Below are 18,393 nucleotides of genomic sequence, written 5' to 3' on the forward strand. Positions count from 1 at the left end.
AAAAAAATTCCGGACATAAAAAAAGCCGGCCCCTAAAGACCGGCTTTTTTGCAAAGCGAGTTTACTTTAGTGCCCTGCACTACCTCCATTAAACTCCCCAAGATCTACAGTAATGTCGCTGGGCGCGTCGCTGGTGCCCAGTTCGAGTTCAGCGTCAAACTTAGGTGCAGTTTCGACCTCCTCAGCAGCAGAAGCTACAGCCGGACTCAATTCCCCAGACCTGAGACGCATCTCAGGGGAGTTCACCGCATCGACACCACTACTGTAGGGCTTCACAGCGCTAAAGATCGCAGGGTCTACATGACTGAAGTCTTCTACTGCATTTTGAACTGCTGACTTGAGGCCTTGGGATGCCTGGGCACCGGCAACGGACTGCAGCTCGTCACCAGTGCTGGTAACCGTCGGGATCTGGCCAATAAAGTCAGGCTCATAGTAACTGACGGAATAGATATCCAGTGTATTGGTGACATCCATGCGGAGAGGATTAGTCGCCTCACCAATGATGGTCCACAACTCAGTTTCCGTTCCCAAGGTCACAGCGGATGCTGTGATATGGGTATCTCCATAAGTTTCAGCAGTCAGGGTGCCAAAGCTGGAGCTGGCCAGGGAAACTGTGCCCCGCCCTGCATCGATCTCATCGATAACGAGATCCCCTGCAGCCTGCACACTGATATTGATATCCGCACCCGAGGTGGCAACAGCCAAGACACTCACATCTGTCTCAATATCTACATCGCCACCAACAACCAGTTCGGCACGATCAGCGGTCAGGCTGCCACCGATAGTATCTGTTGAGCTGCTGGTAACATAAATATCGCCCTCGCCATCGTAGCCCAACCGCATATCGCTGAACTGGAGCCCGGCACCATTTTTATTGAAGCTTTCAGATCTACTTCCACCATCTTCAAAATCAAATGCCAGATCGGTCAGGACGGTAATACTGTCAGAGGTGTTGTCCAGGTATTCGAAACCAGCAAAACTGAAGTTACCTACCTGATTGCCACTGCTATAAAGCTCCCAGGTCGCACCGGACAAGTTGTATTGGAAATCATCAGATCCGCCACCACCAGCAAGCTCTACCTCCTGGCCAATATCAGTTTCTACCGTCAAGAAATCATTGCCAGCACCAAGGGAAATACTGTCAATCACAGTGCCAGAGAAGGTGACGGTATCGCTGCCAGCTCCAGTATCAATCCCTGCGAGCTCACCACCATTTAAATTAAACTCGTCAGCACCTGAACCGGCAGTAATAGACTCGATACCAGTAATCGTGAGTGATGCTCCACCACTGGAAACAGTGTGTTCAGAGTCATTGATATCCCAGACAGCATCAATATCTGCACCATAAACGGTATCTGTGCCAGAACCCGCAGCAACACTATCCAGGTCGGCAAAGGTGACTCCGCCAATCGTCATGGTATCCAGAGCACTAAACTCATATTCACCATCGATATCCTGGCCAGTATAACTTCCCGCCCCCTCTACGAGTTCGAGGTTATCAAAGTAGACGGTCAGGCCATTAACTTCAGCCTCCACACTGCCTTCAACAAGGGAGTTACCGGAGCTGGTGGAGGTCCAGGTAGCTCCATCTGCACTAACCGTGTCGCTACCACCTGCGCCATCCACAGTTTCCAGCCCACTGAAGTCGATGCCTGCAACGCTGATATCGCCATCGGAGTTGAGGGTAAAGTTATCGTCACTGTCTGTAGCCACCAAGGTGTCATTACTGCCCGAAGTATTCACTTCTTCAAGGCCAGTAAAACTGATACCTGCCGTTGCTAATGCCTGGTCACCCTGCAATTCGAACTGAGCAGAATCATGGGTGTTTGTCAGGATAGAAGTGGCCGCACTGGAAATGCTATAGAAAGACAGTGAGCCGGCATCGACTTGATTATCAACACCAGTTAAAGAAAGCCCATCGCTGTAGGCACTGGCATCCAAGCTGTCGTCACCGCCATTACCATCGACTGCAGACATGCCGGATACGGTCATACCGTAAACTTCCACATCTGCATCAGACTGCAGCACAAATGCGTCATCGCCAGTTGTAGCAACCAAATCGGCATTTACGGCAGTAAGGTTCTCGATATTGCTAAAAGTGATACTGCTGTTAACAGCCTCGTTGTCAGCTCCCGTCAGGCTCCAATCAGCACCATCTGCACCGGTAGCAGTATCGTTACCATCTAGAGCATTAATAGTGCTCAATCCGGTAAAGGCGATATCGTAGCTGGTCGCTGCATTATCCCCGTCTACAGTAAAGCTATCCGCTCCACTAGTGCCTGTTAACGCCGAAGTTACAGCACTGACGATGCCATCAAAAGTCAGGCTACCCGCCGTTACTTGATTGTCAGTGCCAGTGAGCGTCAGGCCATCACTATAAGCGCTGGCATCCAGGCTATCATTACCACCCTGGCCATAGACTGCCGACATACCTGAGACCGTCATACTGTAGACGTCAATGTCTCCAGTCGATTGCAGAGCAAAGGCATCAGCACCGCTGCTTCCCAGCAGGTCGGCATTGGTAGCAATAAGTGTATCTACGCTGCTAAAAGTAATTCCACTATTCGTTGCCTCATAATCATTACCGGTCAGGGTCCAATCGGCACCATCAGCTCCTGTCACAGTATCTGTACCACCAGCTGCATCAATGCTGCTCACGCCAGTGAAGGCGATGTCATAGATGGTAGTGGCGTTATCGCTATCTACGGTGAAATTATCCGAACCACTAGTTGCAGTTAACGTTGAGCTCACTGCACTGAAGATACTATTGAATATCAGGGCACCAGATTCTGCGGTAACCTGGTTATCTGTTCCTGTCAGGGCTAAGCCATCACTGTAAGCACTGGCATCCAGGCTGTCATTACCGCCATTGCCCTCGACCGAAGACATGCCAGAAACTGTTATGCCATAAGCTTCAACATCGGCATCTGATTGCAGAACAAAGTCATCAGCACCTGTAGTGCCGATCAGATCTGCATTCACGGTGGTGAGGCTATCCACATTGCTAAAGGTGATGCCGCTGCCAGTGGCCTGGTTATCCGAGCCCGTTAGAGTCCAATCTTCACCATCAGCACCGGTAACGCTGTCGGTACCAGTACCGGCATCAATGGTGCTTACTCCGGTAAAGGCAATGTCGTAACTGGTGACGGCATTGTCACCATCCACAGTAATACTATCTGCACCGCTCGTACCGGTCAGTATCGAAGTTACCGCACTTACAATGCCATCAAAAGTCAGGGAGCCTGCCGCTACTTGATTAGAGGCACCAGTGAGTGTCAATCCATCACTGTAAGAGCTGGCGTCTAAACTATCCCCGCCGCCATTACCGTCAACTGCGGACATGCCAGAGAAAGTCATATCGTAAACTTCGATATCACCACCGGACTGCAACACGAAGGCATCTGCACTTGTCGTACCGACCAAGTCCGCATTCACAATAGCCAGACTGTCTACATTGCTAAAGGTGATTCCACTGCTCGCAGCCTGATTGTCGGTGCCGCTCAAGGTCCAGTCGGCACCATCTGCGCCTGTCACACTGTCTGTGCCGCCATCTGCATCTAAGGTGCTTACACCGGTAAAGGCAATATCGTAGCTAGAGACAGCATTATCGCCATCCACCGTGAAGCTATCTGCACCACTGGTACCGGTTAGCGATGATGTTACAGCACTCGCAAGACCGCTGAAGAGCAGAGAGCCGGCGGTTACCTGGCCGTCGCTGCCTGTCAGTGCCAGCCCGTCGCTATAGGCACTGGCATCCAAGCTGTCATCACCCCCACTGCCGTCCACGGCAGACATACCGGAGACGGTCATACCGTAAACTTCGATATCGCCAGCGGACTGCAACACAAAGGCGTCAGCATTAGCCGTGCCCACGAGGTCGGCATTTACAGCAGTAATAGTTTCTACACTGCTGAAAGTAATACTGCTGTTAGTGGCCTCATAATCATTGCCAGTTAAAGTCCAATCAGCACCACTTGCACCAGTAACACTGTCTGCCCCCTCTCCCGCATCGATGGTGCTCAGGCCCGTAAAGGCGATGTCATAAACGGTGGCGGCATTAGCGCCATCTACCGTAAAGCTATCTGAGCCACTAGTGGCAGTAAGCGTTGCAGTAACGGCGCTGACAATACCGTCGAAGGTAAGAGCGCCAGACTCTGCGGTAACCTGTTTGCTGGTACCCGTTAGGGTTAATCCATCGCTATAAGCGCTGGCATCCAAGCTGTCATCACCACCATTGCCTTCCACAGCAGACATGCCGGAAACCGTCATGCCATAAACTTCAACATCTGCATCAGACTGCAAAACAAAATCATCGTCACCGGTAGTACCCACCAGATTCGCACTTACGGTGACAAGAGTTTCTGCATCACTAAAGGTGATTCCGCTGCCAATTACTTCATTGTTATTACCGGTTAGAGTCCAGTCAGAACCGCTTGCACCGGTAATGTCATCTGTGCCATTAGCTGCATCGACAGTGCTAACCCCAGTGAAGGCAATGCTGTAGCTGGAGAGCGCATTGTCTCCATTCACTACAAAGCTATCAGCACTGCTGGTGCCTGTTAATGCTGAAGTAACAGCACTACTGATGCCATCAAAGGTCAGGGTGCCAGACTCTACAGAGACTTGATTATTTGTACCTGTTAGAGCCAAGCCATCGCTGTAGGCGCTGGCATCCAGGCTGTCAGTACCGCCATTGCCATCAACAGAAGACATGCCGGATATGGTCATACTGTAGATTTCAACATCGGCATCAGATTGCAGAATAAAGGCGTCGGCACCGCTCGTCCCGATCAAACCTGCATTGGTAGCAGTTAGAGCCTCCACACTACTGAATGTAATACCGCTGCCTGTCGCTTCATAATCCGCGCCAGTCAGAGTCCAGTCTTCTCCGTCAGCACCAATAACACTGTCTGCATCATCACCTGCATCGACCGTACTAACACCGGTGAAAGCAATCTCATAACTGGTAACTTCGTTATCACCATCAACGGTAAAGCTATCCGCACTGCTGGTACCGGTTAGAACGGAGGTTATGGCGCTGGTAATATCGTTGAAGGTCAGATTGCCGGATTCAGCGGTCACCTGATTATCGGTTCCCGTCAGGGCCAGGCCAGCACTGTAAGCACTGGCATCCAGGCTGTCAGTGCCGCCGTTGCCTTCAACAGCAGACATGCCAGAGATGGTCATGTTGTAGATAGCAACATCGGCGTCAGATTGCAGCACAAAGGCATCGTTACCGCTCGTGCCGACCAGGTCTGCATTGACCGCCGTTAGGATTTCTACACTGCTAAAAGTAATGCCGTTGTTGGTGGCTTCGTAATCATTGCCGGTTAAGGTCCAGTCTTCACCATCGGCTCCAGTAACACTGTCATCACCACCTCGCCCATCCACACTGCTGATTCTGCTAAATTCAATTTCATTCGCAGTCAGCTCATTGGCACCGGTAACTTCAAACGAGTCATCACCGGTAGAGGCTCGAAGGCGACCTCCACTCGCGCTGTCGATATTGCTGAACAGAATTGAGCTGGTTGAGGCTTGGTTATCTATGCCGGTGAGGGTAACAACATCAATAGCCGTTACGCTGTCAGTGCCATTACCCGCATCGACCGTACTAACGCCGGTGAAGGCAATGTCATAACTGGTAACTTCGTTATCACCATCGACGGTAAAGCTGTCCGCACCACTGGTACCAGTTAAAGTGGAGGTTATTGCGCTGGCAATATCATTAAATGTCAGACTGCCGGATTCGGCCGTTACTTGGTTATCTGTCCCCGTTAGGGCCAGGCCATCGCTGTAAGCGCTGGCGTCCAGGCTGTCAGTACCGCCATTGCCGTGCACCGACGACATACCGGAAATCGTCATGCTATAGACTTCAATATCGGCATCAGACTGCAATACAAATTCATCTGCGCCGGTGCTACCTAAAAGGTCTGCATTGATAGCAGCAATGACATCTACATTATTGAAAGTAATACTGCTATTAGTTGCCTCATTATCTGTACCGGTCAGGGTCCAGCTAGCACCATCTGCGCCAGTTACGCTATCAGTGCTATTTCCAGCATCAACTGTGCTAACACCGGTGAAGGCAATTTCATAACTGGTAACTGCGTTATCACCATTCACCGTGAAGCTATCCGCACTGCTGGTACCAGTTAAAGTGGAGGCTACTGCGCTGGCAATATCATTGAAGGTCAGGTTGCCGGTTTCAGCGGTCACCTGATTGTCGGTTCCCGTTAGGGCCAAGCCATCGCTGTAAGCGCTGGCATCCAGGCTGTCAGTGCCGCCATTACCTTCAACAGCTGACATGCCGGAAATGGTCATGTTGTAGATGGCAACATCGGCATCAGATTGCAGTACAAAGGCATCATTACCCGTTGTGCCGATCAAGTCGGCGTTGGTGGCAGTCAGAGCCTCAACACGGTTAAAGGTCATACCGCTAGCGGTGGCTTGGTAATCCGTGCCGGTCAGGGTCCAGTCTTCGCCATTGGCACCGGTAACACTGTCACTATCGCCGTCACCGTCGACAGTGTTCACATTGGTAAAGGCGATGTCATAGCTGGTTACAGCATTGTCACCATTCACAACAAAGCTATCCGCACCGCTACTACCGGTCAGCGCCGAGGTTACCGCGCTCACAATACCGTCAAACGTCAAAGTACCGGATTCAGCCGTCACTTGGTTGTCAGTACCTGTCAGGGCCAGGCCATCGCCGTAGGCGCTGGCATCCAAGCTGTCATCTCCGCCATTGCCATCGACTGCAGACATTCCGGAAATGGTCATGTCATAGACTTCAACATCTGCATCGGCTTGCAGTACGAAGTCATCGTCACCGGTTGTACCGACCAAGTCGCCACTCACTACGGTGATCGCCTCGATCTCACTAAACGTAATACTGCTGCTGGTCGCTTCTTCGCTAGTTCCAGTCAGGGTCCAATCTGCGCCGCTGGCACCGGTAACGCTATCTGCACCGTTACCTGCATCGACCGTACTAACACCGGTAAAAGCAATCTCATAACTGGTAACTTCGTTATCACCATTTACCGTGAAGCTATCCGCACTGCTGGTACCGGTAAGAACGGAGGTTATGGCGCTGGTAATATCGTTGAAGGTCAGGCTGCCGGATTCAGCGGTCACCTGATTATCGGTTCCCGTCAGGGCCAAACCAGCACTGTAAGCACTGGCATCCAGGCTGTCAGTACCACCGTTGCCTTCGACCGCTGACATGCCGGAGATGGTCATGTTGTAGATGGCAACATCAGCATCAGACTCTAGTACAAAGGCGTCTGCACCGGTCGTGCCGATCAAATCTGCATTAACTGCGGTTAGGAATTCTACATTGCTAAAAGTGATGCCATTGTTCGTGGCTTCGTAATTAGTGCCGGTTAAGGTCCAGTCTTCTCCATCGGCACCGGTAACGCTGTCGTCACCGCCCCGCGCATCCACGCTGCTGATACTGCTAAATGCGATTTCATTCGCTGTCAGTGCATTGGCACCGGTAACTTCAAACGAGTCATTGCCGGAGGAAGCTTGCAGGCTGCCCCCACTGACGTTATCGATATTGCTAAACAGAATTGAGTTCGTTGAGGCTTGGTTATCTACGCCGGTGAGCGTGACAACACTAAGGGCCGTTACGCTGTCGGTGCCGTTACCGCCATCGACCGTACTAACACCGGTGAAGGCAATTTCATAACTGGTAACTGCGTTATCACCATTCACCGTGAAGCTATCCGCACTGCTGGTACCGGTTAGAACGGAGGTTATGGCGCTGGTAATATCGTTGAAGGTCAGGCTGCCAGATTCAGCGGTCACCTGATTATCGGTTCCTGTCAGGGCCAGGCCATCGCTGTAAGCGCTGGCATCCAGGCTGTCAGTGCCGCCATTACCTTCGACCGCTGACATGCCGGAAATGGTCATGTTGTAGATGGCAACGTCTGCGTCAGATTGCAGTACAAAGGCATCATTACCTGTTGTGCCAATCAAGTCGGCGTTGGTGGCAGTCAGAGCCTCAACGCTGCTAAAGGTCATACCGCTGGCGGTGGCTTGGTAATCTGTGCCGGTCAGGGTCCAGTCTTCGCCATTGGCACCGGTAACACTGTCACTATCGCCGTCACCGTCGACAGTGTTCACATTGGTAAAGGCGATGTCATAGCTGGTTACAGCATTGTCACCATTCACAACAAAGCTATCCGCACCGCTACTACCGGTCAGCGCCGAGGTTACCGCGCTCACAATACCGTCAAACGTCAAAGTACCGGATTCAGCCGTCACTTGGTTGTCAGTACCTGTCAGGGCCAGGCCATCGCCGTAGGCGCTGGCATCCAAGCTGTCATCTCCGCCATTGCCATCGACTGCAGACATTCCGGAAATGGTCATGTCATAGACTTCAACATCTGCATCGGCTTGCAGTACGAAGTCATCGTCACCGGTTGTACCGACCAAGTCGCCACTCACTACGGTGATCGCCTCGATCTCACTAAACGTAATACTGCTGCTGGTCGCTTCTTCGCTAGTTCCAGTCAGGGTCCAATCTGCGCCGCTGGCACCGGTAACGCTATCTGCACCGTTACCTGCATCGACCGTACTAACACCGGTAAAAGCAATCTCATAACTGGTAACTTCGTTATCACCATTTACCGTGAAGCTATCCGCACTGCTGGTACCGGTAAGAACGGAGGTTATGGCGCTGGCAATATCGTTGAAGGTCAGGCTGCCAGATTCAGCGGTCACCTGATTATCGGTTCCTGTCAGGGCCAAACCAGCACTGTAAGCACTGGCATCCAGGCTGTCAGTACCACCGTTGCCTTCGACCGCTGACATGCCGGAGATGGTCATGTTGTAGATGGCAACATCAGCATCAGACTCCAGTACAAAGGCGTCTGCACCGGTCGTGCCGATCAAATCTGCATTAACTGCGGTTAGGAATTCTACATTGCTAAAAGTGATGCCATTGTTCGTGGCTTCGTAATTAGTGCCGGTTAAGGTCCAGTCTTCTCCATCGGCACCGGTAACGATGTCGTCACCGCCCCGCGCATCCACGCTGCTGATACTGCTAAATGCGATTTCATTCGCTGTCAGTGCATTGGCACCGGTAACTTCAAACGAGTCATTGCCGGAGGAAGCTTGCAGGCTGCCCCCACTGACGTTATCGATATTGCTAAACAGAATTGAGTTCGTTGAGGCTTGGTTATCTACGCCGGTGAGCGTGACAACACTAAGGGCCGTTACGCTGTCGGTGCCGTTACCGCCATCGACCGTACTAACACCGGTGAAGGCAATGTCATAACTGGTAACTGCGTTATCACCATTCACCGTGAAGCTATCCGCACTGCTGGTACCGGTAAGAACGGAGGTTATGGCGCTGGTAATATCGTTGAAGGTCAGGCTGCCGGATTCAGCGGTCACCTGATTATCGGTTCCTGTCAGGGCCAGGCCAGCACTGTAAGCACTGGCATCCAGGCTGTCAGTGCCGCCGTTGCCTTCAACAGCAGACATGCCGGAGATGGTCATGTTGTAGATGGCAACGTCTGCGTCAGACTCCAGTACAAAGGCATCGTTACCACTCGTGCCGATCAGATCTGCATTGACCGCCGCTAGGGTTTCTACATTACTAAAAGTGATGCCATTATTCGTGGCTTCGTAATTAGTGCCGGTTAAAGCCCAATCTTCACCATCGGCACCAGTAACGCTATCCGTACCACCTTTAGCGTCGATATCACCGGAAAAGCCGCTGAAGCTGATGCTGTTGGCAGTCACACTGGTGCTGCTGGTTACCACAAAGGTGTCTGTATTATCAGAGCCTTCCAGACTGCCGCCGGTCACGCTATCGATATTACTGAAGGCGATTGAGTTGGTTGTGGCTTCGTTATCCGTACCGGTCAAGGTCACAACACTCTGTGCAGCAACACTGCCACCGCCAGAACCTGCATCCACTGTATTCACACCGGTGAAGGCAATCTCATAACTGGTAACTTCGTTATCACCATTAACGGTAAAGCTATCCGCACTGCTGGTACCGGTAAGAACAGAGGTTAAGGCGCTGGTAATATTGTTGAAGGTCAGGCTGCCAGATTCAGCGGTCACCTGATTATCGGTTCCTGTCAGGGCCAGGCCAGCACTGTAAGCGCTGGCATCCAGGCTGTCAGTACCACCGTTGCCTTCTACCGCTGACATGCCGGAGATGTTCATGTTGTAGATGGCAACATCGGCATCAGACTCCAGTACAAAGGCGTCCGCACCAGTCGTGCCGATCAAATCTGCATTAACTGCGGTTAGGAATTCTACATTGCTAAAAGTGATGCCATTGTTCGTGGCTTCGTAATTAGTGCCGGTTAAGGTCCAGTCTTCTCCATCGGCACCGGTAACGCTGTCGTCACCGCCCAACGCATCCACGCTGCTGATGCTGTTAAATGCGATTTCATTTGCTGTCAGTGCATTGGCACCGGTAACTTCAAACGAGTCATTGCCGGAGGAAGCTTGCAGGCTGCCCCCACTGACACTGTCGATATTGCTAAACAGAATTGAGTTCGTTGAGGCTTGGTTATCTACGCCGGTGAGCGTGACAACACTAAGGGCCGTTACGCTGTCGGTGCCGTTACCGCCATCGACCGTACTAACACCGGTGAAGGCAATTTCATAACTGGTAACTGCGTTATCACCATTCACCGTGAAGCTATCCGCACTGCTGGTACCGGTAAGAACGGAGGTTATGGCGCTGGCAATATCATTGAAGGTCAGGTTGCCGGTTTCAGCGGTCACCTGATTGTCGGTTCCCGTTAGGGCCAAACCATCGCTGTAAGCGCTGGCATCCAGGCTGTCAGTGCCGCCATTACCTTCGACCGCTGACATGCCGGAGACGGTCATGTTGTAGATGGCAACGTCTGCGTCAGATTGCAGTACAAAGGCATCGTTACCCGTTGTGCCAATCAAGTCGGCGTTGGTGGCAGTCAGAGCCTCAACGCTGCTAAAGGTCATACCGCTGGCGGTGGCTTGGTAATCTGTGCCGGTCAGGGTCCAGTCTTCGCCATTGGCACCGGTAACACTGTCACTATCGCCGTCACCGTCGACAGTGTTCACATTGGTAAAGGCGATGTCATAGCTGGTTACAGCATTGTCACCATTCACAACAAAGCTATCCGCACCGCTACTACCGGTCAGCGCCGAGGTTACCGCGCTCACAATACCGTCAAACGTCAAAGTACCGGATTCAGCCGTCACTTGGTTGTCAGTACCTGTCAGGGCCAGGCCATCGCCGTAGGCGCTGGCATCCAAGCTGTCATCTCCGCCATTGCCATCGACTGCAGACATTCCGGAAATGGTCATGTCATAGACTTCAACATCTGCATCGGCTTGCAGTACGAAGTCATCGTCACCGGTTGTACCGACCAAGTCGCCACTCACTACGGTGATCGCCTCGATCTCACTAAACGTAATACTGCTGCTGGTCGCTTCTTCGCTAGTTCCAGTCAGGGTCCAATCTACGCCGCTGGCACCGGTAACGCTATCTGCACCGTTACCTGCATCGACCGTACTAACACCGGTGAAAGCAATCTCATAACTGGTAACTTCGTTATCACCATCAACGGTAAAGCTATCCGCACTGCTGGTACCGGTTAGAACGGAGGTTATGGCGCTGGTAATATCGTTGAAGGTCAGGCTGCCGGATTCAGCGGTCACCTGATTATCGGTTCCTGTCAGGGCCAGGCCAGCACTGTAAGCACTGGCATCCAGGCTGTCAGTGCCGCCGTTGCCTTCAACAGTGGACATGCCGGAGATGGTCATGTTGTAGATGGCAACGTCTGCGTCAGACTCCAGTACAAAGGCATCGTTACCACTCGTGCCGATCAGATCTGCATTGACCGCCGCTAGGGTTTCTACATTACTAAAAGTGATGCCATTATTCGTGGCTTCGTAATTAGTGCCGGTTAAAGCCCAATCTTCACCATCGGCACCAGTAACGCTATCCGTACCACCTTTAGCGTCGATATCACCGGAAAAGCCGCTGAAGCTGATGCTGTTGGCAGTCACACTGGTGCTGCTGGTTACCACAAAGGTGTCTGTATTATCAGAGCCTTCCAGACTGCCGCCGGTCACGCTATCGATATTACTGAAGGCGATTGAGTTGGTTGTGGCTTCGTTATCCGTACCGGTCAAGGTCACAACACTCTGTGCAGCAACACTGCCACCGCCAGAACCTGCATCCACTGTATTCACACCGGTGAAGGCAATCTCATAACTGGTAACTTCGTTATCACCATTTACCGTAAAGCTATCCGCACTGCTGGTACCGGTAAGAACAGAGGTTAAGGCGCTGGTAATATCGTTGAAGGTCAGGCTGCCGGATTCAGCGGTCACCTGATTATCGGTTCCCGTCAGGGCCAGGCCAGCACTGTAAGCACTGGCATCCAGGCTGTCAGTACCACCGTTGCCTTCGACCGCTGACATGCCGGAGATGGTCATGTTGTAGATGGCAACATCGGCATCAGACTCCAGTACAAAGGCGTCCGCACCAGTCGTGCCGATCAAATCTGCATTAACTGCGGTTAGGAATTCTACATTGCTAAAAGTGATGCCATTGTTCGTGGCTTCGTAATTAGTGCCGGTTAAGGTCCAGTCTTCTCCATCGGCACCGGTAACGCTGTCGTCACCGCCTAACGCATCCACGCTGCTGATGCTGTTAAATGCGATTTCATTTGCTGTCAGTGCATTGGCACCGGTAACTTCAAACGAGTCATTACCGGAGGAAGCTTGCAGGCTGCCCCCACTGACACTGTCGATATTGCTAAACAGAATTGAGTTCGTTGAGGCTTGGTTATCTACGCCGGTGAGCGTGACAACACTAAGGGCCGTTACGCTGTCGGTGCCGTTACCGCCATCGACCGTACTAACACCGGTGAAGGCAATGTCATAACTGGTAACTTCATTATCAGCATTAACCGTGAAGCTATCCGCACTGCTGGTACCAGTTAAAGTGGAGGCTACTGCGCTGGCAATATCATTGAAGGTCAGGTTGCCGGTTTCAGCGGTCACCTGATTGTCGGTTCCCGTTAGGGCCAAACCATCGCTGTAAGCGCTGGCATCCAGGCTATCAGTGCCGCCATTACCTTCGACCGCTGACATGCCGGAGACGGTCATGTTGTAGATGGCAACGTCTGCGTCAGATTGCAGTACAAAGGCATCGTTACCACTCGTGCCGATCAGATCTGCATTGACTGCCGCTAGGGTTTCTACATTACTAAAAGTGATGCCATTATTCGTGGCTTCGTAATTAGTGCCGGTTAAAGCCCAATCTTCACCATCGGCACCAGTGACGCTATCCGTACCACCTTTAGCGTCGATATCACCGGAAAAGCCGCTGAAGCTGATGCTGTTGGCAGTCACACTGGTGCTGCTAGTTACCACAAAGGTGTCTGTATTATCAGAGCCTTCCAGGCTGCCGCCGGTCACGCTATCGATATTACTGAAGGCGATTGAGTTGGTTGTGGCTTCGTTATCCGTACCGGTCAAGGTCACAACACTCTGTGCAGCAACACTGCCACCGCCAGAACCTGCATCCACTGTATTCACACCGGTGAAGGCAATCTCATAACTGGTAACTTCGTTATCACCATTTACCGTGAAGCTATCCGCACTGCTGGTACCGGTTAGAACGGAGGTTATGGCGCTGGCAATATCGTTGAAGGTCAGGCTGCCGGATTCAGCGGTCACCTGATTATCGGTTCCCGTCAGAGCCAGGCCATCGCTGTAAGCGCTGGCATCCAGGCTGTCAGTGCCGCCGTTGCCTTCGACCGCTGACATGCCGGAGACGGTCATGTTGTAGATGGCAACATCGGCGTCAGATTGTAGTACAAAGGCATCATTACCCGTTGTGCCGATCAAGTCGGCGTTGGTGGCAGTCAGAGCCTCAACACGGCTAAAGGTCATACCGCTGGCGGTGGCTTGGTAATCCGTGCCGGTCAGGGTCCAGTCTTCGCCATTGGCACCGGTAACACTGTCACTATCCCCGTCACCGTCGACAGTACTCACACTGGTAAAGGCGATGTCATAGCTGGTTACGGCGTTGTCACCATTCACAACAAAGCTATCCGCACCGCTACTACCGGTCAGCGTGGAGGTTACCGCGCTCACAATACCGTCAAACGTCAAAGTACCGGATTCAGCCGTCACTTGGTTGTCAGTACCTGTCAGGGCCAGGCCATCGCCGTAGGCGCTGGCATCCAAGCTGTCATCTCCGCCATTGCCATCGACTGCAGACATTCCGGAAATGGTCATGTCATAGACTTCAACATCTGCATCGGCTTGCAGTACGAAGTCATCGTCACCGGTTGTACCGACCAAGTCGCCACTCACTACGGTGATCGCCTCGATCTCACTAAACGTAATACTGCTGCTGGTCGCTTCTTCGCTAGTTCCAGTCAGGGTCCAATCTGCGCCGCTGGTACCGGTAACGCTATCTGCACCGTTACCTGCATCGACCGTACTAACACCGGTAAAAGCAATCTCATAACTGGTAACTTCGTTATCACCATTTACCGTGAAGCTATCCGCACTGCTGGTACCGGTAAGAACGGAGGTTATGGCGCTGGTAATATCGTTGAAGGTCAGGCTGCCGGATTCAGCGGTCACCTGATTATCGATTCCTGTCAGGGCCAGGCCATCGCCGTAAGCGCTGGCATCCAGGCTGTCAGTGCCGCCACTGCCTTTAACAGCAGACATGCCAGAGAAAGTCATTTCATAGACTTTGACATCCGCATCGGACAACAACTCAAAAGAATCATCACTGGAGGTACCAAGCAGATTCGCATTAACGGCTGTAAGCTCTTCTACGTTGCTAAAAGTAATACCGTAATTTTCAGCTTCGTTGTTGTTGCCGGTTAAGGTCCAATCTTCACCATCGGCACCAGTGACGCTATCCGTATCGTCGCTACCACCGGCATCAATAGTGCTGCTAAACCCTGTAACACTAATGCCATTGGCGGTAAGTTCGGTACCCGAAACCACCGTAAAATTATCATCAGCTGCGGAACCTACAAGGCTAAAGCTGCCGCCGTCACTGCTGGCATAATTGATAATTTCAATTTCACTGAAATTAATATCAGAAGAAATTGCTTCGTAATCAGTACCGGTTAGAGTCACACTATCAATAACGGATACAGTATCATCACCGGAGTCTGCGATTACTGTGTCCACCTCACTAAAACTGATACCCGACTCAGCGTGATCTAGAGCTTTCGTGCCGGTAATTGTGAAGGTATCTGTGTTACTGCGCCCGGTTAATGTAGCGGCTTTCGCAGTAGCTATATCCAGGAAAATCAGTGAGTCGGCTTTGACTCTCCCGCTTACATTAGTAAGTGTCAGACCGTTTGTATAAGTCCTTGCATCCAGGTTATCAGCACCATTTACAGCATCATTCGGATTGCCAACTACTCTGGTCATACCTGAGAAAGTTAGGTCATTAACTTCAATATCACCGTCAGAATTTAAAACATAGCTTTCTGCATTATCGGTGCCCTCTAAGTCAACATTGCCATTATTTCCAGATACATTTACATAAATCTTCTCTATATCAGTAAAAGTAATACCGCTACTTATAACTTCACTGGTGTTGGTGGTTAATTCCCAATTTGCATCGCTCTCACCAGTAACACTATCACTTCCACCGGCATCTTTAATTATGCTTACACCTGTAAAATCGATATCGTAACTAGTGACAGCCTCGGTGCCAGTTACAGTCAAGATATCATCACCGGTACTACCAGTTACCTCAGCAGTTTCTGCGGTATCAATATTATTAAAAATCAGGGCGCCAGATTCAGCGGTAACTTGATTATCTGTTCCAGTAAGGGCCAAACCATCGCTATAGGCACTGGCATTTAGATGGTCGCCTGTACCCCCACTGTCAATGTCACTACCATTGCCATCCACCGCTGACATACCGGAGAAGGTTATTTCGTTAACTTTGACATCTGCATCGGACAACAACTCGAAAGAATCATCACCGGTCGTACCAACCAGATTCGCATTAACTACTGTGAGTACATCTACATTACTAAAAGTAATGCCACTATTTTCAGCTTCGTAATCATTTCCGGTGAGTGTCCAGTCCTGGCCATCAGCCCCGGTGACAGTATCTGAACCATCTTTCGCATCAATATCGCCAGTGATACTACTAAAGCTAATACCGTTGGCTGTTACACTGGTACCACTAATCACCTCAAACGTATCTGCATTATCAGAGCCTTCCAGACTACCGCCTGTCACGCTGCTGATATTACTAAAGTCAATTGAACTGGTTTCAGCTTCGTTATCGATTCCGTTTAAGATCGTTGTGCCGAGAGCTAGAGCTGCAATGCTATTATCCCCACCTCCAAGATCGACCTCTTCAATACCCGTGAAGGAAATGGTGGCACTAGAATCGGTAGCACCAGAAGGAGTGGTGACCAGTGTAAAATCATTATCGTCATCGATAGTGATTGCATCATCATTATCTGACAAGATGAAAATATCAGTGCCGCTTCCACCGGTGACAGTAGCTGTGTTAGCGGCAATATCACCCAATGTATTAGTGGTATCGGATACAGTTACACTAAAAGGGTCGACTCCTACAGCGAGGTTAAATTCATTAACGTTGATACTTCCAGCGTTGGTAAACGATCCACCAGCGTCAATATTAAAAGTTCCACCTGTGGCTGTGGCTGTAATACTGACACCATCAGCGATTGAAACATCGGCAAATGACTGTAATAAAAGAGTGTTATCAGTATTCCAATCAAGATTACTAGCAACTCTAATCCCATAGGAAAAAGCATCCGAATCGTCACCGGAGCCTGGTTCTAGAGCACCATCAGTTGAATCATCACCATCATCGAATAACCCATTACCAGCATCCGTTACTTGGATAGTTACGGAGTTAAAACCAAGAGCAGCTTCAATAGATCCTGTTGAAACACAATTACCAGCACTATCATCGCAGCTATCAAAAATCTCCATCCAACCCGGGTCCAACAGCCAAAGGCCCGTCTCCCCATCCCCATGACTCAGGGTAGAGACAAACATATTGTCTTCATCCAGATTCAGGTAAATCTTGCCGGAGGTTTCTACCAGGCCGCCATCACCGCCGTCTTCCCCTGACTCGGCGAAAATCGTACCGCCAAAATTGGTGGTGTCATCGGCCCAAACAATAACAGTACCGCCATCAGAATCGCCGACACCACTGGCATCGATTGTAGATTCCGCCGTAACCGTGGTGCTTTCGGCATTGCGAACATCTTCGTTATTCCCCTGGTAGTCGCCGCCAATAAGGACTTCACCACCGGAGGAAGTGCCACGGGCATCAATATTCCCGCTGACAACAACTTCATCACCCAAAACAGCAACGTAACCGCCACTGCCAGAGTCAGCTGCTACTGAAATACCTCCGCTGTGCTCGGCAAACTCGCCCTCCAGGACAACCTCACCACCAACACTGTCGGATGCATCCAGAGTTCCGCTATTCACAACTCCGGAGCCCGAGCCAAACAGGCGGATTTTGCCCCCGCTGGTATCAATACCACGTGCGGTTACAGTGCCTTCATTGTTTACTGCGGCAGTAAACAGGTCACCGGAAACGCTGGCTTCCATTAAAACCTGAGCGCCTTCGATGGCCCCTTCATTTAATACAGCACTATCTAGGCCGAGGTCATTCTCCATAACCTCTTTCGTGACCTTAACGCCAATCATTCCATCGGCATCAAAAGTTAATAAGGCTTCATCGGCTGCTGCCAGGCTGACGAGTTCAGCGCTGATCAAGCCGGTAGAGGCATTTGTAACCTGCTTACCTACCAGAACCGCGCTGGATGCATTAATCACACCTCGGTTAACAACAACCCCTGAAGAACCCGACTCGCCTTTAAAGGCAAAATCACCATTCATAAAGTCTTCTGGACTCATATCGAGCCCGGACGCGGTTATGGCGCCGACATTAACCGTGGCTGTCTCAGTAAAAAGAACTCCTCGCGGGTTCACCAGGATAACGTGGCCATTGGCCTCTATCGCACCTTGGATGGTAGTGACATCCTGGTCCAGGATTCGGTTAAGCACGATAGAAGACGAGTCTGGCTGCAGGAATTGGACCAGCTCTTCTTCACTTAAATTAAAAGAATCCCAGTCGATTGATAACAGGTCTGTTACCTGGTCGACTGTGGTTGTAGCCCCGTCAACATCAATAGTGCCGCTACCGCCGGTTACCACTCCGCCTTCAGGTCCAGCATGAACCATGGGACTAATCAGCCCTGCAAACAGGCCGGCATAGGCAAAACTTGACACCTTAATGGCACTTGCTAATTTTCTTAACTCAAGCTTTTTGTTTTTGGCTTTCATACCAGCACCTTGCGAAGAGGAACCTTGCTACTTTTAAGT

The 18,393-nt window shown here is 51.1% G+C and carries 1 protein-coding gene; it reads right to left on the minus strand.

Features of this window, described 5'->3' with window-relative positions; genetic code table 11:
* Window positions 1–66: 66 nt before the first annotated feature.
* A complete protein-coding gene (locus ACJJIR_RS20140; RefSeq protein ID WP_444906597.1) occupies window positions 67–18,354 on the minus strand; it encodes a filamentous hemagglutinin N-terminal domain-containing protein in 18,288 nt (6,095 codons plus the stop codon).
* Window positions 18,355–18,393: the final 39 nt, after the last annotated feature.

This window comes from Microbulbifer maximicatervae (SeqCode), assembly GCF_052467385.1.

Coding starts and splice junctions, on each gene's coding strand:
- ACJJIR_RS20140 (WP_444906597.1), bottom strand. CDS start 18,354: ATGAAAGCCAAAAACAAAAAGCTTGAGTTAAGAAAATTAGCAAGTGCC.